This is a genomic window from Catenulispora subtropica, from assembly GCF_039531675.1.
Taxonomy (GTDB): domain Bacteria; phylum Actinomycetota; class Actinomycetes; order Streptomycetales; family Catenulisporaceae; genus Catenulispora; species Catenulispora subtropica.
In genome coordinates this window covers 1-24846 of sequence record NZ_BAAAQM010000047.1, presented here as the reverse complement: position 1 = coordinate 24846, position 24846 = coordinate 1, and the positions used below count along the sequence as shown (strand labels likewise).

The 24846-nt window shown below is 70.8% G+C and carries 23 protein-coding genes; 17 read left to right on the top strand and 6 right to left on the bottom strand.

All coding sequences use genetic code 11. The features are described 5' to 3' along the window. Positions 1–88 precede the first annotated feature (88 nt). The 3 genes from ABD466_RS32065 (at position 89) to ABD466_RS32055 (ending at position 3118) form a co-directional block, all read left to right on the top strand. Positions 89–697: a YbhB/YbcL family Raf kinase inhibitor-like protein gene (locus ABD466_RS32065; protein ID WP_344660963.1), complete on the top strand. Its 609-nt coding sequence runs from the start codon at positions 89–91 to the stop codon at positions 695–697. 145 nt (positions 698–842) lie between these two features. After that, the gene (locus ABD466_RS32060) at positions 843–2024 is read left to right on the top strand and encodes an acyl-CoA dehydrogenase family protein (RefSeq protein WP_425558805.1); all 1182 of its coding nucleotides are present in this window, start codon (positions 843–845) and stop codon (positions 2022–2024) included. Continuing rightward, positions 2021–3118, top strand: a complete 1098-nt coding sequence (locus ABD466_RS32055) for an acyl-CoA dehydrogenase family protein (protein WP_344660961.1) — start codon at positions 2021–2023, stop codon at positions 3116–3118. Before ABD466_RS32060 ends, ABD466_RS32055 begins: the two co-directional genes overlap by 4 nt. 127 nt (positions 3119–3245) lie before the next feature. Here ABD466_RS32055 and ABD466_RS32050 read toward each other — a convergent pair whose 3' ends face one another. Further along, positions 3246–3857 (bottom strand): TetR/AcrR family transcriptional regulator, encoded by a 612-nt coding sequence (locus tag ABD466_RS32050; protein ID WP_344660960.1) that lies wholly within the window; start codon positions 3855–3857, stop codon positions 3246–3248. A gap of 56 nt (positions 3858–3913) precedes the next feature. Between ABD466_RS32050 and ABD466_RS32045 the strand changes: the two genes are divergently transcribed. The 8 genes from ABD466_RS32045 to ABD466_RS32010 all read left to right on the top strand — a co-directional run bounded on the left by ABD466_RS32045 (position 3914) and on the right by ABD466_RS32010 (position 10102). After that, entirely contained in the window at positions 3914–5128 is a 1215-nt protein-coding gene (locus ABD466_RS32045; protein WP_344660959.1) for an acyl-CoA dehydrogenase family protein, read from the top strand. Further along, positions 5125–5892 (top strand): SDR family oxidoreductase, encoded by a 768-nt coding sequence (locus tag ABD466_RS32040; protein ID WP_344660958.1) that lies wholly within the window; start codon positions 5125–5127, stop codon positions 5890–5892. Before ABD466_RS32045 ends, ABD466_RS32040 begins: the two co-directional genes overlap by 4 nt. Beyond that, positions 5885–6907 carry a phosphotransferase family protein gene (locus tag ABD466_RS32035; protein ID WP_425558804.1) on the top strand — a complete coding sequence of 341 codons (1023 nt, stop codon included), beginning with the start codon at positions 5885–5887 and terminating at the stop codon, positions 6905–6907. The genes ABD466_RS32040 and ABD466_RS32035 overlap by 8 nt, the downstream gene beginning before the upstream one ends. Continuing rightward, positions 6904–7671, top strand: a complete 768-nt coding sequence (gene fabG, locus ABD466_RS32030; protein ID WP_344660957.1) for a 3-oxoacyl-ACP reductase FabG — start codon at positions 6904–6906, stop codon at positions 7669–7671. The genes ABD466_RS32035 and fabG overlap by 4 nt, the downstream gene beginning before the upstream one ends. A gap of 145 nt (positions 7672–7816) precedes the next feature. Beyond that, entirely contained in the window at positions 7817–8614 is a 798-nt protein-coding gene (locus tag ABD466_RS32025) for an enoyl-CoA hydratase-related protein (protein WP_344660956.1), read from the top strand. After that, entirely contained in the window at positions 8611–9378 is a 768-nt protein-coding gene (locus ABD466_RS32020) for an HAD family hydrolase (RefSeq protein WP_344660955.1), read from the top strand. Before ABD466_RS32025 ends, ABD466_RS32020 begins: the two co-directional genes overlap by 4 nt. A gap of 32 nt (positions 9379–9410) precedes the next feature. Beyond that, on the top strand, positions 9411–9761 hold the full coding sequence (locus ABD466_RS32015) for a hypothetical protein (protein ID WP_344660954.1): 351 nt from the start codon (positions 9411–9413) through the stop codon (positions 9759–9761). Further along, a complete protein-coding gene (locus ABD466_RS32010; protein ID WP_344660953.1) occupies positions 9758–10102 on the top strand; it encodes a DUF2568 domain-containing protein in 345 nt (114 codons plus the stop codon). Before ABD466_RS32015 ends, ABD466_RS32010 begins: the two co-directional genes overlap by 4 nt. Positions 10103–10112: 10 nt before the next feature. Here ABD466_RS32010 and ABD466_RS32005 read toward each other — a convergent pair whose 3' ends face one another. The 4 genes from ABD466_RS32005 to ABD466_RS31990 form a co-directional block, all read right to left on the bottom strand. Further along, on the bottom strand, positions 10113–11813 hold the full coding sequence (locus ABD466_RS32005; RefSeq protein WP_344660952.1) for a right-handed parallel beta-helix repeat-containing protein: 1701 nt from the start codon (positions 11811–11813) through the stop codon (positions 10113–10115). Then, positions 11810–13501 carry an extracellular solute-binding protein gene (locus ABD466_RS32000; protein ID WP_344660951.1) on the bottom strand — a complete coding sequence of 564 codons (1692 nt, stop codon included), beginning with the start codon at positions 13499–13501 and terminating at the stop codon, positions 11810–11812. Before ABD466_RS32000 ends, ABD466_RS32005 begins: the two co-directional genes overlap by 4 nt. 33 nt (positions 13502–13534) lie before the next feature. Next, positions 13535–14386, bottom strand: a complete 852-nt coding sequence (locus ABD466_RS31995; protein WP_344660950.1) for a carbohydrate ABC transporter permease — start codon at positions 14384–14386, stop codon at positions 13535–13537. Between the two features lie 88 nt (positions 14387–14474). Next, a complete protein-coding gene (locus ABD466_RS31990) occupies positions 14475–15452 on the bottom strand; it encodes an ABC transporter permease (RefSeq protein ID WP_344661013.1) in 978 nt (325 codons plus the stop codon). Between the two features lie 299 nt (positions 15453–15751). Between ABD466_RS31990 and ABD466_RS31985 the strand changes: the two genes are divergently transcribed. From ABD466_RS31985 to ABD466_RS31965, 5 genes are all read left to right on the top strand, one after another. Beyond that, entirely contained in the window at positions 15752–16765 is a 1014-nt protein-coding gene (locus ABD466_RS31985; protein WP_344660949.1) for a hydroxyacid dehydrogenase, read from the top strand. A gap of 29 nt (positions 16766–16794) precedes the next feature. Then, entirely contained in the window at positions 16795–17907 is a 1113-nt protein-coding gene (locus ABD466_RS31980) for a LacI family DNA-binding transcriptional regulator (RefSeq protein WP_344660948.1), read from the top strand. Between the two features lie 58 nt (positions 17908–17965). Beyond that, positions 17966–19849 (top strand): DUF2264 domain-containing protein, encoded by a 1884-nt coding sequence (locus ABD466_RS31975; protein ID WP_344660947.1) that lies wholly within the window; start codon positions 17966–17968, stop codon positions 19847–19849. Between the two features lie 128 nt (positions 19850–19977). Next, positions 19978–22098, top strand: coding sequence for a hypothetical protein (locus tag ABD466_RS31970; protein WP_344660946.1), 2121 nt, complete (start codon positions 19978–19980; stop codon positions 22096–22098). Between the two features lie 109 nt (positions 22099–22207). Next, positions 22208–23203, top strand: coding sequence for a D-alanyl-D-alanine carboxypeptidase family protein (locus tag ABD466_RS31965; RefSeq protein WP_344660945.1), 996 nt, complete (start codon positions 22208–22210; stop codon positions 23201–23203). Between the two features lie 328 nt (positions 23204–23531). Here ABD466_RS31965 and ABD466_RS31960 read toward each other — a convergent pair whose 3' ends face one another. Continuing rightward, a complete protein-coding gene (locus ABD466_RS31960; protein ID WP_344660944.1) occupies positions 23532–24032 on the bottom strand; it encodes an FBP domain-containing protein in 501 nt (166 codons plus the stop codon). 60 nt (positions 24033–24092) lie between these two features. Here ABD466_RS31960 and ABD466_RS31955 point away from each other — a divergent pair, with 60 nt between their 5' ends. Further along, entirely contained in the window at positions 24093–24668 is a 576-nt protein-coding gene (locus ABD466_RS31955) for a TetR/AcrR family transcriptional regulator (protein ID WP_344660943.1), read from the top strand. Positions 24669–24846 lie beyond the last annotated feature (178 nt).

Below are 24846 nucleotides of genomic sequence, written 5' to 3'. Positions count from 1 at the left end.
TTCTGTGGTCCCGCAACGCGGTGCGCCGGTCACAGCGTCCTGCTCTCTCGACGCCGGGGAGTTCCCGGCGTGAACGAGGAGGCATCCCATGAGTTGGAAGTTCCGGCGCCCGCGGCGCCGTGCGGCCGTCGCCCTGTCGGCCGCCCTCGTCCTGTCCGCCGCCGGTACCGCCACCGCGCTCGCCGCCACCGCGAGCCACCCCAAGCTCACCCCGATGCTGCTGAGCAGCCCGGACTTCAAGGACGGGGGGAAGCTGCCGTCCTGGACGGTGTGGGGGAAGGACCCGGCGTGCCCGGGCAAGAACCTGGCGCCGGCGTTGAAGTGGGTCAACCCGCCGGCGGGCACCAAGGGGTTCGCGGTGACCGTCACGGACGTGGACACCCCGATGAACCCCGGATTCACGCACTGGGTCGTCTACAACATCCCGGGGAATGTGAGCGGGCTGGCGGGTCACGGTTCCAACCCCTACAGCGAGGGCGTCACGGACTACGACGGCGTGACGACCGGCTACGCCGGGCCGTGCCCGCCGCCCACGGGGCAGCCGCATCACTATGTGTTCCGCGTGTGGGCGCTCGACATCGACCACGTCGATGGGAACAACCTGGACTACGCGACGCTGATCAACGAGATCACGCCGCACATGTTGTGGTCGGCGAGCATGGTCGGCACTGTTCGGTTCCCCACCGCGGACAGCTGAGCGCCAACGGCTGACCTGGTCCGAACGTGCGGCGCCGCTCGCGGGGAAGCGGGGCCGCACCGTTCTCTCCCCTGTTGACACCACTCGTCCCGGGAGAATACTGAGCGGACAGTCACCGGCCGGTTGGAAAGCAAGGGTGCCGACATTGACCACCCCGCACGACCTCGAGAACCGAATCCACGAATTCCTCGCCGCCCACGATCCCCTCGCCATGGAGGAACGCGAGTTCCTGCGGAACCGCTTCGATGCGGGCTTGGCCTGGCTCCACTACCCGCCCGGCCTGGGCGGACAATCCCTGCCGCGCGATCTGCAGCCGGTCGCGGAGAAGGTGTTCGCCGACGCCGGCGCCCCGGACAACGATCCGCGGCGTATCGGCATCGGCCTGGGCATGGCTGCGCCGACGATCCTCGCGTTCGGCACCGACGAGCAGAAGAAGCGGTGGCTGCGGCCGCTGTGGTGCGGCGAGGAGGTGTGGTGCCAGCTGTTCAGTGAGCCGGGTGCCGGGTCCGACCTCGCCGCGCTGGCGACGCGTGCGGTGCGGGACGGCGACGAGTGGATCGTCAACGGCCAGAAGGTCTGGACGTCCATGGCCCACGAGGCGCGCTGGGCGATCCTGGTCACCCGCACCGATCCGGACGTCCCGAAGCACCAGGGCCTGACGTACTTCGTGCTGGACATGACCGCCCCGGGGGTGGAGGTCCGGCCGCTGCGGCAGATCACCGGCGAGGCCGAGTTCAACGAGGTGTTCCTGACGGACGTGCGGATCCCCGACGACCAGCGGCTCGGCGCCGTCGGCGACGGCTGGCGCGTCGCGCAGACGACGCTGATGAACGAGCGGGTGGCGATCGGGGGCGGGACGGCGCCCCGCGAGTCCGGCATGATCGGCGTGCTCGCCGAGACATGGCGGAACCGGCCCGAGATCCGGGAGCCCGCACTCCACGACCGCCTGATGACCCTGTGGGTGGCGGCGGAGGCGGCGAGGCTGACCGCGATGCGGCTGTCGGCGCAGTTGGCAGCGGGACAGCCCGGGCCGGAGGGATCGGCTGCGAAGTACGCCTTCGCCACCCTCAACCAGCAGCTGTCGGGACTGGAGCTCGAGCTGCTCGGCGAGGAGGGCCTCCGCTACGACGACTGGACGATGCGGCGGCCGGACACGGTGGACTTCGTCGGGCGGTCACCCGGGTATCGCTACCTGCGCGCCAAGGGGAACTCCATCGAGGGCGGCACGTCGGAGATCCTGCTCAACATCATCGCGGAACGCGTCCTCGGGCTCCCCGGCGAGATCCGAACCGACAAGGACGTCGCGTGGAAGGACCTGGCCCGGTGAGCGACGAGCTGCTCTATTCAGAGACCGAAGAGGAGCTGCGCGCGGCGGTCGCCGACCTCCTGGCCGCGCGGGCGCCGTGGGCGGCCGTGCTGGCGCGGACCGAGTCGTCAGAGCCCTACGACGCCGACCTGTGGAAGGCGCTCGGGGCCGGTATCGGCGCGGCGGGCCTGTTGGTGCCGGAGGAACTCGGCGGATCGGGCGCTTCCCTCCGCGAGGCCGCCGTGGTCGCCGAGGAGTTGGGGAAAGCGGTCGCACCAGTGCCGTTTCTCGGCAACCTGACGGCGACCGCGTTGCTGATGGCCCTGCCGGATACCGATGACCGCCTGCGTCTGGCCGCCGGCGGCGAGCAGACGATCGCGGTGGCGGTCCCGTTCTCGACGTTGCCGGGCAACGGGCGGAGGAACACGGTGTCGGTGACGCCGTGGCCGCCGCGGGACGATGTCCGTGAGGCGCGCCTCACGGGGCGGGTGACCAGTGTCGCCGACGCGCTGCCGGCGGATGTGCTCATCGTTCCGGCTGACGGCTCGCTCTACGCGGTGCGGGCCGCCGATGTCCGGCGCACGCCGGTCACCTCGCTGGACATGACCCGGGTCCTGTGCGACCTCGAGCTTGAGGACTCCCCCGGCGAGCTCCTCGCCATCGGCTACTCGGCGCTCGACGAAGCTCTCACCGTGGCCGCCGCCGTATTGGCGTCGGAGCAGCTCGGGCTGGCGGAACGCTGCCTGTCGCTCACGGTCGAGTACGTGAAGACCCGCCACCAGTTCGGCCGCGCGATCGGCTCCTACCAAGGGCTCAAGCACCGGCTCGCGCAGTTGTGGGTGCAGATCGCGCAGGCTCGCGCGGTCGCTCGGCACGCGGTCTCGGCGAAGGGCGAGGAGCGCGCGATCGCGGTCGCGGTGGCACAGGCGCACTGTTCGGTGGTCGCGGTGCAGGCCGCGGAGGAATGCGTGCAGATGCATGGTGGCATCGGCTTCACGTGGGAGCATCCGGCGCACCTGTATTTGAAGCGGGCGAAGAGTGCGTCGCTCGCTTTCGGCACGGCGGCTCGGCATCGGGGACGGTTGGCGGAGTTGGTCGGGTTGCCGGTGAGCTGAAGCGGGCTGGATCCAGTCCGGTCCAACTGGGTTGGGCCGGGCTGGACCAGGCTGGACCAGGCTGGACCGGGCTGGACCAGGCTGGACCGGGCTTGGACCGACCCGCTGGAAGTCCCCGCCCGGGCTCCTACAGCCCCAACGCGTTGACCCAGATCCGGTTCAGCGTCGTGACCAGCCGCTCGAACGGCATGGGCGTCCCCTGGACGAACGCGACATAGGCCATCCGCGACACCATGCCCGACAGCGCGTGCGCCGTCAGCAGCGGGTCGAGTTCGGTGTCGGCCAGGCCCTGCTCCTGCAGGTTCCGGATCATCTTCGCGTTGCGCTGGACGAAGGCGTCCGCGCGCTCGACGCGGACCTTGCGGAAGTTCTCGTCGATCTGGGAGACCTGCTCGAACAGGCCCATGAGCTTGGCGTTCTTCTTGTAGGAGCGGAGGTACTCGCGGTTCGCCAGATCGATGAGTTCGCGGGGATCCGTGATGCCGGTGCGGGCCCGGAGGTGAGGGTGGACCATCTCCTCGGTGACCTGCTCCGCCACCGCCTGGAAGATCTCCTCTTTGCCGTCGAAGTAGGTGTAGAGCGATCCGGATGCCACGCCGGCTTCGGCCGAGATGTCGCTCAGGCGCGCCTCCAGGTACCCGTCGCGTTCGAAGACCACGCGGGCGGCGGTGATCAGGGCGGCCCTGGTGCGGATGCCGCGGGCGCTGCGGGGTGTGACGCGTACCTCGCTTCTGGCCATCGGGAAACGTCGTCCTCCTACTTGAACTTGACGCCGACCTCAACTATACCGGAAGCATGTTCAGCGTCTCCGACCGCGCTCAGCGGTACCAGGACGATCTGCTCGCCTTCATGGACGAGTCGGTCTATCCCGCCGAAGAGGTCTATGAGGAGCAGATGCGCGCCTCGGGCGACCCTCATCACCAGCCCGCGGTCGTCGAGGAGTTGAAGGTCGAGGCGCGGAAGCGGGGATTGTGGAATCTCTTCCACCCGCATCCGGAATGGGGCCCCGGGCTCACCAATCTGGAGTACGCGCCGCTGGCCGAGATCATGGGGCGCAGCCACCTGGCGCCTGAGGCCACCAACTGTGCCGCACCGGACACCGGCAACATGGAGGTGCTGACCCTCTTCGGTACGGACGCGCACAAGGAGAAGTGGCTTCGGCCGCTGCTCGATGGGGAGATCCGTTCCGGCTTCGCGATGACGGAGCCGGGAGTGGCCAGCTCGGATGCCACCAACATCGAGATGAGCATGGTGCGGGATGAGTCCCGCGGCGGCTATGTGCTCAACGGCCGCAAGTGGTTCGCCTCCAATGCGATGCACCAGAACTGCCGTGTGCTCATCGTCATGGGCAAGACCGATCCGGAGGCCGCGCCGCATCGGCAGCAGTCGATGATGGTCGTGCCTTTGGACGCGCCGGGGGTGACGATCGTGCGGTCCCTGCCGGTGTTCGGGTACCAGGACCGGGAGGGGCACGCCGAGATCCTCTTCGAGGACGTCTTCGTGCCCTTCGAGGACCTGCTGAAGGGTGAGGGCGAGGGTTTCGCCATCAGCCAGGCCCGTCTGGGGCCGGGCCGCATCCACCACTGCATGCGCACCATCGGCATGGCCGAGCGGGCGTTGGAGCTGATGTGCCGGCGGGCCGTGGACCGGGTCACGTTCGGCCGGCCGCTGGCGGAGCGGGCGAACATCCAGGACTGGATCGCCGAGGCCCGGATCGACATCGAGCGGACGCGGCTGCTGACGCTGAAGGCGGCCTGGATGATGGACACGGTCGGCAACAAGGCCGCGCGGACCGAGATCGCCGCGATCAAGGTCGCGGCGCCGGAGATGGCGCTGCGGATCATCGACCGGGCGATCCAGGTGCACGGCGGCGCCGGCGTCACCGATGACTTCCCGTTGGCCTGGGCGTGGGCGCATCTGCGGACGCTGCGGCTGGCCGACGGGCCCGACGAGGTCCACAAGCGGGCCATCGCCAAGATCGAACTCGCCAAGTACCGGAAGGTTTCATGAGCACCCTGAACTTCGACTTCTCCGGCCGCACGGCCGTCGTCACCGGCGCCTCGCGGGGTATCGGGCTGGCCATCGCGCAGACGCTCGCCGCCGGTGGCGCGAACGTCGTGCTCACCTCGCGGACGCAGGAGCACGCGGACGAGGCCGCCAAGCAGGTCGAGGGGCCCGGGGCCGCGGTGGGCTACCAGGCGCACGCGACGGACGAGGAGGCGGCGCGGGCTTGCGTCGCGTTCGCGGTGGAGCGCTTCGGCGGTCTGGACATCCTGGTCAACAACGCCGGCACCAATCCGGCGTACGGGCCGCTGATCGACATCGAGAAGAGCCGGTTCGCCAAGACGCTGGACACGAACCTGTGGGGCCCGATCCTGTGGACCTCGCTGGCGGTGAAGGGGTGGATGGGCGAGCACGGCGGCGCGATCGTCAACACCGCCTCGATCGGCGGGATCCACGTGGCGGCGAACCTCGGCGTCTACAACGCGAGCAAGGCGGCGCTCATCCACGTCACCAAGCAGCTGGCCCTGGAGCTGGCTCCGAAGGTGCGGGTGAACGCGGTCGCACCCGCGGTGGTGCGGACCCGGCTGGCCGAGAGCCTGTGGGCGGACCAGGAGGAGGCCGTCGCGGGCGCGTATCCGCTGGGGCGGATCGGCGAACCCCATGACGTCTCCTCGGCGGTCGCGTTCCTCGTCTCGGACGCCGCGGCCTGGATCACCGGGGAGACTCTGACCATCGACGGCGGGGCGCTGCTGGGACAGGCCGGTGTCTGAGCGTTCCGAGCCGGAGCGCCTGGCCGGAGTCGTCGGCGGGTGGCTGGAGGAGTCGGGGATCGACCACGACGGACCGCTGACGCTGACCCGCGTCGGCGTCGGACAGTCGAACCTGACCTACACCGTCGCCGACGCCACCGGCCGGGCGGACCGGCGCTGGGTGCTGCGGCGGCCGCCGCTGGGGCAGCTGCTGGCCTCCGCGCACGATGTCGCGCGCGAGGCGCGGATCATGACCGCGTTGCAGGACTCCGAGGTGCCGGTGCCGCGGGTGTTCGGCGTCCGGACCGTCGACGACGTGCCGATGGTGCTGATGGAGTTCGTGGACGGCCTGGTGCTGGACCGGCGGGAGGTCGTCGACGCGGTTCCGGAGGCGATCCGGCGGGCCGTCGGACTCGCGATCGCCCGCGCGCTGGCCCTGGTCCACACCGTCGACCTGGAGAAGACCGGGCTGATCGACCTGGCCAGCCACAAGCCGTACGCCGAGCGCCAGCTCAAGCGCTGGACGACGCAGTGGCAGCACTCGAAGACGCGGGAGTCGGCCGATCTGGAGACGCTGACCGCCCGGCTGGCGGCCGCGGTGCCCGAACAGCGGGAGCTGACGCTGGTGCACGGGGACTTCCACCTGCGGAACGTGATCGTGCGCCCCGAGGACGGCTCCGTGGCCTCGGTCCTGGACTGGGAGCTGTGCACGCTCGGCGATCCGCTGGCCGACCTCGGCACGCTGCTGGCGTACTGGCCGGAGCCCGGCGAGCCCGGGGCCGGGCTGCTGAGCTTCTCCACGCTGCCCGGGTTCCCCCGGCGGGACGAGATGGCGGCCGCCTACCTGGACGCGAGCGGCCGGGACGGTTCCGCCCTGGCCTTCTGGCACGCGCTCGGCTTATGGAAAATCGCCATCATCGCCGAGGGCGTGCTACGACGGATCCAGGACGAGCCGCGCAACCGCGCCGCCGCCTACGCCCCCACCACCGACCAGATCGATTCCCTGATCGCGAAGGCTTTGAGGACACTGCGATGACTGACACCACCTCCGCCGCCCGCGTCGCCGTCGTCACCGGCGCCGCGCGCGGGATCGGCGCCGCGATCGCGCTGCGGCTGGCCGCGGACGGCCACGCCGTCGCGGTCGTGGACCTGGACGAGGCGGCCTGCGCCGAGACCGTCGACGCCATCACCGCCAAGGGCGGCACGGCCATGGCCGTGGGCTGCGACGTCTCCTCCGAGGAGGCCGTGGCCGCCGCCGTGGAGCGGATCGCCGCCGAGCTCGGGGCGCCCACGGTGCTGGTCAACAACGCCGGGGTCCTGCGCGACAACCTGCTGTTCAAGATGACGGTCGACGACTGGGACACGGTGATGAACGTCCACCTGCGGGGCGCGTTCCTGATGGCGCGCGCCGTGCAGGCGCACATGGTCGCCGCGAAGTTCGGCCGGATCGTGAACCTGTCGAGCACCTCGGCGCTGGGCAACCGCGGCCAGGCCAACTACGCGGCGGCGAAGGCCGGCATGCAGGGCTTCACCAAGACGCTGGCGATCGAGCTCGGCAAGTTCGGCGTGACCGCCAACGCGATCGCGCCGGGCTTCATCGAGACCGCCATGACCCGCGCCACCGCGGAGCGGGTGGGCGTGGACTTCGACGCGTTCCGCGAGGCGGCGATCAGCCAGATCCCGGTCGGCCGGTCGGGGCAACCGGAGGACATCGCCGCGGTGGCGTCGTTCCTGGTGCGCGAGGACGCCGGCTTCGTGTCCGGCCAGGTCATCTACGCCGCGGGCGGTCCGCGCGACTAGCCCCTACCCCGCCACCGAGGTACCTCGGATACGAGGTATCCCGATTCCAAGGTATCGCGAATTCGAGGTATCCCGGTCGCGCGGTATCCCGGTGGCGAGGTACATCCGTCCCGGAGGCCCCGGACGCTTCGAGGAGGCATCCCGCATGACGCAGAGCCCCGATCTGGTCCTGTCCGAACGGCACGGCGCCGTGCTGCTGCTCACCCTCAACCGGCCGGACCGGCTGAACGCCTGGACCCTGGCGCTGGAGGAGCAGTACTTCGCGCTGCTCGACGCCGCCGAGGACGACCCGGAGGTGCGGGTCGTGGTGGTCACCGGCGCCGGACGCGGGTTCTGCGCGGGGGCCGATCTGGAGGACCTCTCGCAGCTCGGCACCGTCGACCCGGACACCATCGCGCGGGCCCGCAAGCGCCCGCGCGAGCGTCCGCTGGCCTTCCGCAAGCCCCTGATCGCGGCGGTGAACGGCCCGGTCGCCGGGCTCGGGCTGGTGCAGGCGCTGTACTGCGACCTGCGGTTCACCACACCGGTGGCCAAGTTCACGACCGCGTTCGTGCGGCGCGGGCTGGTGGCCGAGTACGGGATCGCGTGGCTGCTGCCGCGCCTGGTCGGCCACAGCCGCGCGCTGGACCTGCTGCTGTCCGGGCGCGTGGTGCTGGGCGCCGAGGCCCTGGCGATGGGCCTGGCCGACCGGGTGGTCGCGGCCGACGAGCTGCTGCCGGTCACCCTCGCCTACGCCGCAGACCTCGCCGAGAACTGCTCGCCCCGGTCGATGGCGCTGATGAAGTCGCAGGTGTTCCAGGCGATGGATTCGGACCTGCCGACCGCGATCACGCTGGCGAACCAGCTGATGGACGAGTCGTTCCGGCACCCGGACTCGGCCGAGGGCGTGCACAGCTACCTGGAGCGGCGGCCGCCGCGGTTCGAACCTTTGGGGGCGGCATGAGCACCGGCGGGACCGACGGCCTGAACGTCGGCGAGAGCGACAGCGGCACCGGCACCGGCACCGGCACCGGCACCGGCACCGGCGGCCCGAACGACGCCGCGAACCCCGGCGAGACCGGTGGCTCGGCCGGCGGCATGAGCACCACCCTGCCGCGAGCCGTCCTGACCGACTTCGGCGGCGTGCTGACGTCCAGCGTCTTCGAGGCCTTCCAGGCCTATTCGGCCTCGGTGTCGGGCGACCCGGAGCTGTTCGCGAAGCTGTTCAGCTCCGATCCGGCGGCCGGCGAGCTGCTGGTCGAGCACGAGTGCGGCCGGATCGGCCAGGCGGAGTTCGAAGCCGGCATCGCCGCCGTGCTCGCGCCGCGCGGCGTCGACCTGCCCGCGCCGGGCTTCGTCGACGCGTTCCAGGCGCTGCTCAAGCCGGACGAGGCGATGCTCGCCGCGCTCGGGCGGCTGCGGGCGGCGGGGGTGCCGGTGGCGATCGTCTCCAACTCCCTCGGCGACGACTGCTACCGGGGCTACGACCTCGCGGCGCTGGCGGACACGGTGGTGATCTCCGCCGAGGTGGGCGTCCGCAAGCCCTCCCGTGCCATCTACGAACTCGCCTGCTCCCGTCTCGCCGTGCCGCCGGCCGACTGCGTCATGATCGACGACCTGGAGCACAACCTCCGCGGCGCGGCGCGCATTGGTATCAGGTGCCTGCACCACACGGACGCCGCGCGCACCGTCGCCACCCTGGCGGAGTGGTTTCCGATACCCGTTTGATCACCGGACGACGGGCCGCTTACCGTCGTGCCATGCACCCCGAACCGCTCCGCGACCGCCTTCGGGCCGCCCTCCCGGCCGCGCTGAAGAGCCGCGACCGCGCCACCGCCGCCACGCTGCGCGCCACGCTCGCCGCCATCGACAACGCCGAGGCCGTGGACGCGGGTTCGGCCCGCGCGGGCGCGATCGAGGCCAGCCCGGTCGGCCTCGGTGTCGCGGAGGTGCCCCGGCGGGAGCTGACCGAGGCGGACGTGGCGGCGATCGTCCAGGCGGAGATCGACGAGCAGCGCCGCGCCGCGGAGACGTACGACCGGTCCGGCCACGCCGCCAAGGCCGTCGAGTTGCGGACCGCCGCCGAGACGCTCGCCGGATTCCTGGCGTGAAGAGTGTCGTCACAGGTGCGAACGCCGGACTGGCGTTCGCCCTCGAGCTAGGCCTGCTCGCAGCCCTCTGTCATTGGGGTGTCCGCACCGGACGCACAACGCTCACCAAGACCGTGCTCGCAGCCGGCGCGACGATCGCGGGCATCGTCGTGTGGGCGGTCTTCCTGGCCGCCGGCGGACACACCGTGCACCTGCCCGAAGTCGCGGAAGCGCTCCTCAAATCAGCCGTCTTCCTCGTCGCGGCGGGCATCCTCGCCACCGGCGGCCGACGGCGCCTCGGTATCGGCTTCGCGGTGGCGGCACTGGTGTCCGTGGTGATCGAGTACACGGTCGGCACGTAGTCGGCTCCAGCTACAACAGATCCACCTCCGCCGGCCACGGTCCCGCACCGGCACGCTCGGCCACGGCGATCGCCTCGGGCGGCAGCTCGGTCAGCCCGATGCTGTTGTCGCGCATGACGCTGCCCTCACCGCTCAGGGGTGGCGTGACCGTGCTGTCCGTCCAGTTGCCGACGGCGCGGTTCTCGACGCCGTACTCGGCCCAGTTGGAGACCCACTTGTAGCCGAGACGGGTCGCGACGTTGCCGGTGACCGTGATGTAAGAGCTCTGTTCATCGAGGTACACACCGTTGCCGTCCGTGCCGCTGGATGGGTGCCGGACTCCGTTGATGTAGTTCGCGGCGATCACCGTGCCGGGCTGCGGGCCCTGGGTATAGATGGCGCCGCCGTCGAAATGGCGGCTTTCGCGGCGCATGACGCCGACGAGACGGTTGCCCCGGATGGTGTTCTCGCCGAGCCAGGGGTCCTGGGCCTCCGGCTGGTTCCAGCCCCAGCCCACGCTGATCCCCGAGTACGGAAGGTCCTCCAGCGTGTTCTGGGAGACCGTGAGCTCCCGGGTGTAGCCGGCCCAGATGCCGACCGAGTCGGTGAACTCGACGCCGACGCCGACGATCGTGTTGAGGGTGACCGTGTTGCGGGCGTCCGCCTGCGACTCGTCCGGATGGGGATCCAGGTCTCCGACGAGGACCGCTCCCCCGGAGATGTCGGTGAAGCGACAGCCGGAGATCAGTGAGTCGGTCGTTCCACGTTCGAGGACGGCTCCGGCGCCGCCGAGACCGGTGAAACAACACTCGACGATCTCCACCTCATGACCGTTCCGAACGGTGACCGCGGCGGCAGGCTTCGTATAGAACCGCCCGGCCATGTCCGAAGGCCCGGTTGCGCCGACCAAGCTGAGTCCGGCCTGCATCCCGGCGTAGCCGTCATCAGTGCCGGGCTGCCGCCACGCCGTGTCGCGGAAGGTGATTCCGCGTAAGGACACCTGGGAGGCGCCTTCAACGACCACCAGGTACTCCAACACCGGCACCACGATCTCGGCCTCGGCCAGCACTTCACCAGGACGCGGCAGGTACGTCACCGTGCGAGCCCGGGAGTCCCACACGAAGGATCCCGGCTCGCGGAGGAGCTCGAGCGCATTGCTGAGGAACATCGACCATTGATGACGCATGGTGGTCACCGCTGTGTCGTCCCAGTGGGGACCGACCCGGCCGGTGCCGGCGATCGAGTTGGTCCAGGCGGGTGTGACGAACGTCAGCAGGTCGGGAGACGCCGACGCCACGCGGCAATGGAAGTCCCGCCATCGCACCTTGAAGACGGCCTCGACGTCCTCGGGCCGCGACCAGCCGGCGACCTCGGTGCCCGACAAGCCGGCGGACGTCACCGAGCAGTCGGCGCTGGAGATCCACGGCCCCCGCGCCCAGGCGGACCGCGCCCCGTTCACGGACAGCTGCCGAGGCGTCCCCGCCGACTCCGGCACGGAGGCCCGCCACCATCCCTCGGGCGTGACCGACCATCCGCCGAGCACCAAGCCGCCGGACACCACCGGTCGCGCCCCGGGAACGGCACGTACTGAGACGCGTTTCGCCCCCTTGAGTACCAGCGGCTCGGCCAGCCGGTAGACGCCGTCGGCCAGCAGCACCTCGACGTCGCCGCCGACCGCGCCCAGGGCGGCGGACAGCTCCGCCGCCGAGGACACCTCGATCGTCCGCGTCATTTCGTCGGGGTCCCCGAGGCCGTGGAAGCCGTGCCGCCTTGCAGCGCCTGCTGGTACTCGCTCCGGATCTGGTCGCCGCCGTTGCTCCGCCACGTCTTCACCGCGGAGTCCAGCGCGCTCAGCGACGACTGTCCGGTGATGATCTGTGCCACCGCGTCGCTCATCGCCTTCCCCAACGCCGTCCCCTTCTTCCCGGCGGTCGGCGAGTACAGACTCGCCGTGGGATCGGCCACCGCCAAGGCGATCTCGTCGGTGTAGGACTTGTACATCAGGTCCGTCAGGTCCTTCTGACCCGGGTAGAACTGCGCCTGAGTGGGCGCCGACAGGTACTTGAAGGTCACGAGCGTGTCGTTCTTCCCCTGCGCCGTCAGCACCGGGTTGTGGTTCTCGTCCAGCGTGTAGTCGGTGCCCTCGACGCCGAAGTTCAGCAGCATGTGCTCCTTGGTGCCGAACGGCGAGGCGAAGAAGTCGCACGCCTTCAGCACGTCGGCCAGCCGTGCCGGGTCCGCCTTCTTCAGCGCCACGCGCGCGAAGTAGATGTTGTCCTTCCACGTCACGCCCTTGCCACCGGCGTGTCCGAACGGCACGAACGGCGCCGGGGCGGCGGCGGGACTGATCTTCTTCGCCTGCTGATATGCCACGCCGAACCCGGGCAGCCCGTCGTAGATGAGTGCGGCTTTCCCGGACTGGAAGGCATCCTCCATCTGGTTCTTGGTCCAGCCCTGCGACCCCGGCAGGTAGCAGCCGGCCTTGTAGACCTTGGCCATGAACTCGACCGCGGCCTTGTATTCGTCGGTCTCGTAGTGGGCGGTCAGGTTGCCGCCGCCGTCCAGCCGCCACATGTTCGGCACACCGAAGATGTGGAGGAACGGCATGGCGGAGAAGCCGCCGTTGCCGGAGGAACCCGCGACCCCGTACTGCTTGCCGGGGACCGTGATCTCCTTGAGCAGCGTCAGGAAGTCGTCCGCGTTCTTGATGTCCCGGCAGTCGTTCACTCCGGCGGCCGCGAACATGTCCTGCCGATAGAAGCCGCTGCCGGCGCTGATGTTGCGCGGGATCGGGATGAAGTACAGCTTCCCGGCCGACGTGCACTGCTCCCACACCGCGGTGGGGATGGCGGCCAAGTGCGGGTACTGCTTCGCCTTGTCCCCGCCGAGCAGCGGGGTCAGGTCGGCGAACTTGGCGGCCAGCAGGCCGGGCAGGTTGGCCGGGTCGGCGGTGATCACGACGATGTCCGGCAGGCTGTCCCCGGCCACCGTCGTCGACAGCTTGGTGTCGTAGTCGTCGCCGACGATCATCGTGATGTCGACCTTCGCGCCGAGCGCCTTCTCCACCGCCTGCCACGCCGGGTTCGCGTCGTGACCGCTCGGCGGCGAGGTGAACAGCGGCGTCATCGCCGAGATCTTGCCGCCGGACAGCGGCGGCGCGGAGTAGGCGGCGACCGGCGCGGCCGGGTACGTGTAGTACGCGGCGGGGACGCCGGCCGCGGTCGCGGGCAGGTCCGGGGCCGCGCCGCCGGCCAGCGGCACGAAGGTCGGCAGCGTCACGTCGGCCGCGGAGGACGCCTTGCCCGCCGTGCTCTTGGCCGACGAACCGCAGCCGGTCAGCGCCAGCGACGCCACGCCGACGCCGCCCCACAGGAAGCTCCGTCGCCCCAGTTCGGCTTTGACAATGTTCTTACCAGACATCGCAGACCACCTTTGCTCGGAGGAGAAACTCGCTTATCCCTTGACGGCGCCGCTGAGCACGCCCTTGGTGAAGTACCGCTGGAGGAAGGGGTAGACCAGGACGATCGGCACCACACTCACCACGACCACGGCCATCTGGATGGCCTGCGTGGAGGCGATCCCCTCCCCGTTGGAGATCGCGTCGCCCTGGGTGACGAACGACCGCAGCACCAGCGCCAGCGGCCACTTCGTGTTGTCGTCCAGGTAGAGCATCGCGTTGAAGAAGGCGTTCCAGTAGCCGACCGCGTAGAACAGCGACACCACCGCGATCACGCCCTTGGACAGCGGCAGCACCACTCGGGTCAGGATCCTGAAGTCCCCCGCGCCGTCCAGCCGCGCCGCCTCGTACAGCTCGCCCGGCAGCGCCATGAAGAAGGAGCGAAGCACCACCAGGTTGAAGGCGCTCACCAGGCTCGGCAGCACCAGCGCGGCGTACGTCCCGAGCAGGCCGAGCTGCTTGACCGTCAGGAAGTTGGGGATGATCCCCGGGTTGAACAGCATCGTGAACAGGGCGATCAGCAGGATGAACCGGCCGCCGACCAGGTCCCGGCGGGACAGGCCGTAGGCCATGCCGACGGTCGCGGCCACGCTCAGCAGCGTGCCGACCAGGGTCACGCCGAAGCTCACCAGCAGCGCCCGCGTGACGATGCCGCCGTTGAACACCGTCCGGTACGCGTCCAGCGTCGGATGTGCCGGCCACGCCACCAGGCCGCCGGCCTTGGCCACGTCGGCCTCCGACGAGAAGCTGGTGGCCAGGACCACGTACAGCGGGTAGACCACGACCACGAAGACCGCCGCGATCACCAGTGCCTTGGCGCCGGTGCCGAGCCGGGAAGGCCGTTCCATCCAGATCGGCCGGCGGGCCCTGATACGACCGCCCGCCCGGGAACCGGCCACGGTCCCGGATCCGGATCCGGCCGAACCGGCCCCGATCTCAACTGTCGCCACGGCGGTACACCCCTTCCTGGCCCAGCAGATGCGCGAACTTGTTGGCCCCGAGCACCAGCACCAGGCCGACCACCGCCTTCACCAGCCCCACCGCGGCCGCCTGGCCCCAGCCGCCGCCCTGCACGCCGTGGTAGTACACGTAGGTGTCGAGCACCTCGCCGGCCGCCGGGCCGACGGTGTCGCGCTGCAACAGGATCTGCTCGAAGCCGACCGACAGGATGCTGCCGAGGTTCAGGATCAGGAGCAGCACCGCCACCGGCAGCAGCCCCGGCAGTGTCACGGCGCGGAACCGCCGCCATCGGCCGGCGCCGTCCACCGCCGCCGCCTCGTACAGCGCGGTGTCGATGTTCAGCAGCGCGGCCAGGAAGATGATCGTGCCCCAGCCGCAGTCCTTCCAGATCGACTCCAGCGCGATCAGCCACGGGAAGAAGCCCGGCGAGCTCATCGCGTCGACCCGCGGCAGGCCGAGGTCGTGCAGCAGGTTCGGCACCACCCCGGTCGGGCCCAGCACCTGCTGGAAGATCGAGACGATGACCACCCAGCCGATGAAGTGCGGCAGGTAGACCACGCTCTGCACCAGCTTGCGGAGCCGCGCGCTGAGCACCGAGTTCAGCAGCAGCGCCAGCCCGATCGGCGCCGGGAAGAATAGCAGCAGCTGAATGAAGCTGATCTTGAAGGTGTTGCCCAGCGCCTGCCAGAACGCCGGATCCCCGGTGAGGTCCGTGAAGTTCCGCAGGCCGACCCACGCGCTGTGGAAGAAGCCGGTGTACGGCTGGTAGTCCTCGAACGCGGCGAGGTAGCCGAAGATCGGCGCGTAGTGGAACACGACGAAGTACACGAAGCCGGGCGCCACGAGCGCCAGCATCACCTTGTCGCGTTTCACGCGCTGCCACAGGGTCAGGCGGCGCGGTCTGACGGTCGTTCCCGGCCCGGATCGGACGGCCTGCGCCGTCTCGGCCGGCATGCGTATGTCGGTCAATGTGGCCCCTGAGGTCGGTGCCGATACAGAAATCGCTTACTAGGTTCGAGGTGACCGTCAGTATTGGCGCGGCCGTTGCGGACTGTCAACAGTTCCGCCGCCGATCTTTCATTATTCGAGATCAGAGGGCTTGCTTCAGATCGGGGGGCACCATCGCCGGGCGAAAAGAGGATCGCATCCCAACGGTAAGCGTGTACTATCCCGCCTCAGTCACATTCGTTGCTGGGAGGAGAGATCCCCTGAGCGCCATCGACCCCACCCCCGCACCGGCCAGGCCGCGAGCCGTGCTCGCCCTGCGCCCGGACGAGGTCCCGGACCTGTTCGGCCCGGAAGCCCTGCACCGGCTCTCGGCCGCGACCCTGGTCGACCCGGACACGCCGGTCGCCGGCCGGCCGGACCAGCTCGCCCCGCGCACCGCCCGCGCCCTGGCCGAGGCCGACATCCTGCTCACCAGCTGGGGATCGCCGCGCATCGACCTGGGCTTCCTGGACGCCGCGCCCAAACTCCGGCTGCTGGTGCACGCCGCCGGCACCATCAAGCCGCTGGTGGTGCCGGAGATCTTCGAGCGCGGCGTGCGGGTGTGCTCGGCGGCCGAGGCCAACGCGGTCCCGGTCGCGGAGTACACGCTGGCCGCGGTCATCCTGGGCGCCAAGCGCGCGTTCCCGGCCGCGGCCCGCTACCGGAGCGGCGTCCGCGCCGCCGACGGCACCCACCGCGACCTGGACGGCCTGGGCTGGATCGGCACCTGGCCGCTGACCGTCGGCGTGATCGGCGCCTCCCGGATCGGCCGCAAGGTGGTGCGGCTGCTGCGCCAGGTGCTGGACGCCGACGTGCTGGTCTACGACCCGTACGGCCTCGGCGGCCTGGACGACGACCCGCGGGTGCGCGCCGCCGACCTGGACGGGCTGCTCGCCGCCTGCGACGTGGTGACCGTGCACGCCCCGCTCACCCCGGAGAGCCGCGGCATGATCGACGCCCGGCGGCTGGCGCTGCTCCGCGACGGCACGGTGCTGGTGAACACCGCCCGCGGTCCCATCGTCGACGGCCCGGCCCTGGCCCGGGAGCTGGCCTCGGGCCGGATCGACGCGGTGCTGGACGTCACCGACCCGGAGCCGCTGCCGCCGGAATCAGAGCTCTTCGACCTGCCGAACGTCTTCGTGACCCCGCACATCGCCGGCTCCCTGGGCCGTGAGGTGCGGCGACTCGGGCTGCTCGCGGTCGGTGAAGTGGAGCGGTTCGCCTCCGGCTTGCCGCTACGCTACGAGGTGTTCCCCGACCAGCTGGACCGTCTGGCATGACGGCCGGCCCCCGCCGAAAGCGATCCGGTATGCCCGACAGCCCCCCGCCGTCCCGCTCCCGGCGGCCCGCGCCCGCCGGCGGCGGTCCGCAGCGCGCGACCGTGCAGGACGTGGCCGAGGCGGCGGGGGTGTCCACGGCCACCGTGTCGCGGGTGCTCAACGGCAACTACCCGGTGGCCGCCGAGACCCGCCGCAAGGTGGAGCGGGCGGTGCGCTCCCTGGGCTACGTGGTCAACGCGCACGCCCGGGCCCTGGCCGGCTCCTTCACCCGCACCGTCGGCATCATCGTCGCCGACGTCGTCGACCCGTTCTTCGCGCACATCGCGCACGGCGTCACCCGCCAGGCCGCCGAGGACGGCAAGCTGTGCCTGGTCTGCAGCACCTACGGCGTGCTCGGCGGCGAGCTGGACCTGATCGACGTCCTCAACGAGCAGCGCGCCGAGGCGGTCGTGGTGGTCGGGGGCGGCGCCTACGACCCCGTCTACAGCCGCCGCCTGGCCGAGCGCGCGAAGGCCCTGAACCGGGCCGGCTCCTGGCTCATCCTGTGCGGCCGTCCCCCGCTGGCCGCGGGCGTCCCCACCGGCGTGATCGACTACGACAACGCCGGCGGCGCGTTCGCCGTCACCGAGTACCTGCTGGGCCTGGGCCACCGCCGGATCCTGTACCTCGGCGGCCCGGAGGAGCTCTCCACGCACCACCTCCGCCTGGAGGGCTTCCGCAAGGCGCACGCCGCCCGCGGCCTCCCGGTCGACGAACGCCTGATCCAGCGCGGCGCCTTCAGCCGCCGCTTCGGCTACGAACGCACGGCCCAGCTGCTGGAGAGCGGCGAAGCCGGCGGCTTCACGGCGGTGTTCGGCGGCAACGACAACGTCGCGGTCGGCGTCCTGCAGGCGGCCCGCGAGGCGGGCCTCCAGGTGCCGCGCGACCTGTCGGTCGTCGGCTACGACGACATCCCGCTGGCGAGCGAGGTGCTGCCCGCGCTGACCACGGTGCACCTGCCGCTGGAGCAGATGGGCCGCGAGGCGGTGCGCCTGGCGGCGGTGCTGCGCGGCGAGGCCGAGGGGTCGAAGGACACCCGGCATCTGGGGACGCACCTGGTGATCCGGGACTCGACCGGGGCGCCCTCGGCACCGGTCGGCTGAGCGCGTCCCGCTCGCCGAGACTTCGCGAAGACTTCTCGAACGTGGAAGGGGCCGCTCCGTGGCTCAGTCGTACCCTGATTCGCCGGTCCCCGGCCGTCCGGAATGGCAGGCGGCGGCGGACCGCTGGCTGCTGACGGCACGGAACCACGCGCACCGTGACGGTGCGCTCATCCTGCCACCGGGGCGGGTTTCGCAGAGCGGCCCGCTGAGCGACGGCATGGAGGGCTTCTGCCGCAGTTTCCTGATCGCCGCGGCGCGCCTCGCCGGAGCCGATGACGGCGATCCCCACGGACACGCGGAGTTCTACGCCGACGGCCTCGCGGCGGCGATGGACGTGTGGCCGCGTGCGGTGTCCCGGACGGACTGGCCCGACGCGGGCATCACCCAGCCGGCGGTCGAGGCGGCCAACCTGGCGTTCGGCTTGGCACTGTGCCGGCAGCAGGTCTGGGACCGGCTGGACGAGCGGACCCGCGAGCGGCTGGCCGACTGGCTGCGGCACCACGCGTCGCTGACGGTGTGGGACAGCAACTGGCTGCTGTTCACCGCGATCCCGGAGGCGTTCCTGAACTCGGTCGGCGTGGATATGCCCGGCGGACATGGAGCCGAGAACGTCGAACGTGTCGAGTCCTGGTACCTCGGCGACGGCTGGTACAACGACGGTCCGCCGCCGCCCGAGGGCACGGGCCGCAACATCGACCACTACAACGCCTGGGTGATCCAGCCGTTCCTGTGGCAGTGGTACCGGCTGCGCGGCGCGGTGGAGGAAGGGTGGCGGGTCGAGCGGTTCCGTGAGCGGCTGGCCGCCTTCGCGGCGACGAACGCGCTGCTCTTCGCCCCGGACGGCGCGCCGCTGCATCTGGGACGTTCACTCACCTATCGCCACGCGGTGCTCGGCGGACTGTGGGCGGCCGCGTTGGAAGGCCTCGACCGGGGAGTCGCCCGGTCCATCGGCGGCAGCACGTTGCGATACTTCGACCGGCTGGGAGTCGACGGCTCCGAGCCGCCCTCCCTCGGCTGGAGCGCGGCGGAGTTCTTGCCCTCGGTCCAGGTCTACAGCGGTCCGGGGTCGCCGTACTTCGCGGGGATGGGGTTCCTCGGGCTCGTGGCGCCCGCCACGGATCCCCTGTGGGCCGAAGGGCCCGAGCGGACCGAACCGAGTTCGCAGGCGTCCGGGTCCACTCCGGTGATCCTCCGTTCGCTCGGCTGGGGCATCCAACGCGCCGACGGCATCGTGCGCGTCGTCAACCACGGCAGCGACCACTCGCTCTCCCCGCACGACGTCGGCGACCCGCACTACGCCAAGTTCGCCTACTCCACCCACACCGCTCCCGGCACCGGCGACGCATGGTCCGACCGCGCCTGGAACGACGGCCCCGACAGCCATGTCGCCCTGCTCGACGCATGGGGCCGTGCCACCCAGCGCGGCCCGATCCTGGGCACGGCCTCGGGTGACGGCTTCCTCGCCTCCTGGCACCGGCCCCGCCTCGGCGCGACCGGCACGCCGCTGCCCGGAGCACGCGTGGTCACCGTCTCGATGATCGACGACCGCTGGGAACTGCGATGCCATCTGGTCACCGCCCCGGCCGGCTGGTCGGTCCGCGAAGGCGGTCACATGGTCGCCGATTCCGAACCCCCGCACGCGGAATCCGAACCCGTCCCGTGGGCTCGCACCATCGCCGGCCTCCGCTCTTCGCTCACCCCCGTGCACGGCTACACATCCGGCGCCATCGTTCGCCACACCGCTGCCAACGCCTTCGGCCCCCACGCGGCCACTCCTCTGCTCCACGGCCGCACGGATCACAGCGTGGGCACGACGCTCCACCTCGCCTTTCACACCCTGGACCGCGCCACCGCACTCACTCTGCCGCCGGTGACCGTGACCGGTACCCGTGTACGGGTCGCCCAGACCGTCGTCGACCTGGCCGGCCTCTTCGACTCTTGACAGCAGGGGAAACGCTCACCAAACTCCTGCCGAGCAAGCGCTTACCCACATCCCATCTTGGTGAAAAGCGTTCCCAGCGGAGGGTTAAGTAAGCGCTTACCGTCCAGTGACCAGGAGGAAGCCCCGTCATGAAGCTCCAACCACGGTCCCGTCCCCTCGCCGCGGCACTGCTCGCCGCCGCACTCGGCGTCGCCGTCGCCGGCGGCGCCGCGGCCTCCACCCCGACGTTCCCCACCTACACCCTCGACACCACGCGCTCGCTCAACTCGACTCTGCGAGGCGACATCGCCGGTTCCGCGTTCGTCGGCGCCGACGGGCAGTTCCACTGGCTGAACTCGTATGCGACCTACGCCACCACCGACACCGGCTCGTACACGAACACGTTCACCAACTCCGACCTCGGCGCGCTGAACGCCCAGATGGGCAGCGGCACGACCGAGGTCTCGGCCGACACGTACTACGACCGTCCCGGCTCGCTCTGCTACCAGACCGACAAGGACGCCGCGCATCCGGCGCCCTCGCCCTTCGAGGACGACCACTGCGACATCGTCGGCGTCTGGGTCGATCCGGCCACCGGCACCTGGTACGGCGTCGTCAACGACGAGTACGACTTCGCGCCCTGGGCCACCGACAACCCCACCGTCGCGCAGCGGATCCAGTCCGGCGTGCACGGCAACCGGATCCTCACCGCCTCCTCCACCGACCAGGGCCAGACCTGGGCCTTCGGCGGTGAGATCGTGACCTCGCCGTTCACCGACGACGACGCCTTCGACGCCACCGCCGCCCCCGGCGCGAAGACCTGGAACTACGGGGTGGCCGGCACGCGCCTGTTCATCGACCACGCGACCGGCTACTTCTACCTGGTCTACAACACCCAGGTGAAGACCAAGCCCGGCCTGACGACCGTCGCCGCCTGGAACACCCTGGCCCGCGCCCCGATCAGCGGGAAGATGGCGCCGGGCACGTGGAACAAGTTCAGCGACGGCACCTGGACGCAGCCCGGCATCGCCGGAACCGACGGGACGGTCGAGAACCCGCTCGGCCTCGTGGCGTCCTACACCCCGTCCGCCGACCGCGTCGACTTCACCGGCAAGGGCGCGGACGGCAAGACGGTCGACTTCCGGACCGTGTGGCCGTCCAGCAACACCTTCACGTTCTCCGACGCCTCCGGCGCCTCCTACACCGCCAACACCTCCACCGGCGCCATCACGGACTCCACGGGCGCGACCGTGGCCTCGGTGGCGTATCAGGACCCGGCGTTGAACAGCTCGGTCACGGTGGCCACCTCCAGTTCGAAGGTGGTCATCACGGTCACCGATCCGAACGGCCTGGCCACCACGCAGACCGTCTCGAACAACGTCCTGGAGGACGTCACCACGCACCGGCTCTACGTCTCGCCGCCGGTCAACGAGTCTGCGATCACGCTGAACGTGTACTCCAGCAACTCGTACCTGTCGGTCGGCTACGACAAGTACGTGTACCAGTCCACTGACTTGGGTGCCGCCAACACCTGGAACGTCGTGGGCGCGGCGCCGTCGGGCGCGTCCAACGCCTACCTGACCAGCCTGGACTACGGCAGCCTGACCAACCAGAACGTCAGCAGCCGCTCCTACCGCACCGTCTCGTCGCTGACCGGTGGGATGTGGGACATCTCGGCGACACCGCACTCCGCCGGCCAGACCCACTTCCTGACCGGCAGGACGCCGGCCGACGGCAGCGGCGCCGCGCTGAGCAGCACCTCGACCTACGGCCTGAGCATCGGCGGCACCGCGCTCGCCGACGGGACCGGCACGTCGGCCGGCGCGTGGAAGCTCGTACCGGTCGCCGACGCCTTCAACGCCACCTACTCCAGCGGCTTCTACCGCCTCCAGAACGTCGGCACCGGCAAGTTCCTCCAGGTTCCGGGCTCGACACCGGCCGCGCAGCGCGCTCTCGGCGCGTCCGTGGCGACCGGAGCGCAGCAGGCCGACTTCAGCTCGTCCGGCGACGGCGGCCAGGGCTCGCCGTCGGGCAGCGACCAGTGGTACCTGCAGCCGGTCGGCAGGGACACGCCCCAGACGCTGTCGCCGTCCAGCTCGGCGGCCGACATCGCCGCCGCCACGAACACGTCGCTGACCGGTGTGACCTCGTACAAGCTGGTCAACCGGAACAGCGGCCTGGTGCTGGAGAACGTCGGCGGGACCTGGCGGCTCGCGGGTCAGGACTTCGGCGACGCCGGCCAGCCGGTGACCATCAGCAAGCTGTCTTGAGCGATGGGGATCCGCGGAGGTCCGCGGTGACCGTTCCGCGGAGGTCCACGGCGACCGTTCCGCGGATCCCCTGCACGTTTTGTTCGAGAGAGTCCGCTAGCGTCGACACGTGCCCAACCGCGAACTGGAAGAACAGTCGGCGTCGGAGACCCCTGAGGCGGCGGAACCCGCGAAACCCCGCCGCCGCGGGCGGCGCCGGATCGCCGCGGCCGGGGGCGGTGTCCTGGTACTCGGCGGGGCGGCGACGATCGCGGTGTTGGCCGTGAACGGCTCCGGCGGGCCGCCCAAGCCGGATCTGGCCCGGGTCCCGCCGGACTTCCGCACCTTCGCGAGCGCTCTGCCGTGGCCCACCGACGGCGAGACGGCACTGTGGGCCGACGGCGTAGGCGACCTCGGCACCTGCGGGAAGCAGACGGCGGTGCCGATAGCCAGTGTCGCCAAGGTGATGACCGCCTATGTGGTCCTGCGCGATCATCCGCTGACGGGCACGGACCCGGGTCCGGACATCACCGTCGACGACCAGGCGGGGTTCGAGGCCTTCTCCCGCGACGAGAGCTCCGCGCCGGTACGCTCCGGACAGCGCATCAGCGAGCGCACGCTGCTGGAGCTGATGATGGTCCCCTCCGCGAACAACGTGGCGCGCCTGCTGGCCCGCTGGGACGCGGGCAGTGAGCCGGCGTTCGTGGCCGAGATGAACGCCGCCGCGGCCGGCCTGGGGATGACCGACACGGTCTACACCGACGCCGCCGGGTTCGACGCGGCGACCCGCAGCACCGCGGCGGACCAGCTGAAACTTGCCGAATCAGCCCTCACCGACAGCACCCTGCTGAACCTGACCGCCCAGCACGAAACCCGGGTCCCGGACGACCCGACGCTGCTGCCGAACACCGACTCGCTGCTCGGCACGGACGGCGTGGTCGGCGGCAAGACCGGATCCAGCACCCCGGCCGGAGGCGCGCTGATGTGGGCGGCGCACCGCACCATCGGCGGCCGGGACCGGCTGGTGCTCGGGGTGGTGCTGCACCAGAACGCCGGCACGACCTCGGAGCAGGGGCTGGCCCGGGCGCTGACCGTGAGCCGACGGCTCATCGCGGCCCTCGGCTGAGCCGGACCCGGAAAGATGATGGGACCGGCGCCAGTGGGGGGAAGTCCAGCGGCCGGTCCCGGCTTCGCGTCACGCATCCGCCTGTGGGGGGTGGCGGGCGGCGGAGAGGCCTCCCCGAGGGTAACCGGCGGCGATTGCGCTCGGATTGCGCGGCTCTTGCACGGCGGATATCAGAGCTCTTAGGGGGTTGGGCGATAGAAGGGCGGGTCAGGGGGCCAGGGGATCGGGGGGTCGGAGGGTCGGGGGGTCGGAGGGTCGGGGGGTCAGAGGGACGGGAGGGGTCGGAGGGTCGTAGGTCGGAGGGCCAGAGGGGGCGGAGTGTCTGGGGTCAGGGGGTGAGCACGCGGTCCAGGAAGCCCTGCAGGTTCGCGACCGCGCGCAGGATGCGGCTCGATCGGTCGATCGACTCGTCCAGGTCCCCGCCCACCGCCGAGGTCTTGATCCCGCGCACGAACAGCGAGCAGGCCAGATCGGTGCACAGATACTGCCCGATCGAGTTGCCCTGGCGCCCGGACTCCCCGGTACGGCGCGCGGTCATCAGCGCGACGCCGCCACCGGTGCGGGTGGTCAAGCAGATCGAGCACATGCTGCGCGAGGCGAAGCCGCGGGCGCTGCCGCCGGAGGCCCGCAACGAGATGCCGACCAGGCGGGTGTCCCGCTCGGCGACCAGGTAGGCGCGCTCGGGGGCGCCGGGATCGCGCCAGCCGAGGAAGTCCAGGTCGGCCCAGGGCAGGTCGGCGAAGTCGGCGGGCAGCCCGAGCCGCGAGGCCTCGCCCTTGGAGCAGTTGACGAAACTGGCGCGGATCTCGCGCTCGGTGATCGGGTCCATGCCTCGTACGCTAAGCTTGCCTAAGTGACTTAGGCAAATCATGAAGGAGATTAGGAAGCGATGGCACGCGCCGGCCTGTCCGCCGAGGTCCTCACCACCACGGCCGCCGACCTCGCCGACGAGATCGGCTTCGACCGCCTGACCCTGGGCGCCGTCGCCCGCCGGTGCGGAGTGAAGGAGCCGAGCCTGTACTCGCACGTCGAGAACGCCCACGCCCTCCGCGTCCGGGTGGCGGGCGCGGCCCTGAGCGACCTGGCCGACCGCATCGCGGACGCCGTCGCCGGCCGCTCCGGCCACGACGCTCTCAGCGCTTTCGCGTCCGCGTACCGGGACTACGCCGCCGAGCACCCGGGTCGCTTCGCCGCCGCGCGGATGACGACCCTGCCCCCGGAATCCGACGCGGCCGCGGCTGCCCGCCGCCACTCGGACCTCACCCGCGCGCTGCTCCGGGGGTACGCCCTCGGCGAGCCGGCCGAGACGGATGCGGTCCGCCTGATCGGGGCCATGGTGCTCGGATTCGTCACGCTGGAAGCCGGAGGATCCTACGCGCACCATCCGCGCGAGGCGCAGGCGTCGTGGGCGGCGGCCGTCGACGCGCTCGATGTCGCGTTGCGGAACTGGCCGAAGGGTTCCTAGCTGTACTGCAGCGCCTCGGCGGTCTTTCGGGGGTCGGTTCGCTGCGGTTGGTGTGGGGGTGGGGGCTGTGGAGTCGGCGGGTTGCTGTTGGTGTGGCTTCGCGTTCGCGCCCAAAGGGCGGGACGCGATGCCTCCGGCGGCCCTCCGGGGGCGCCTGCGCGGCGGGCGGCCTCGGCTC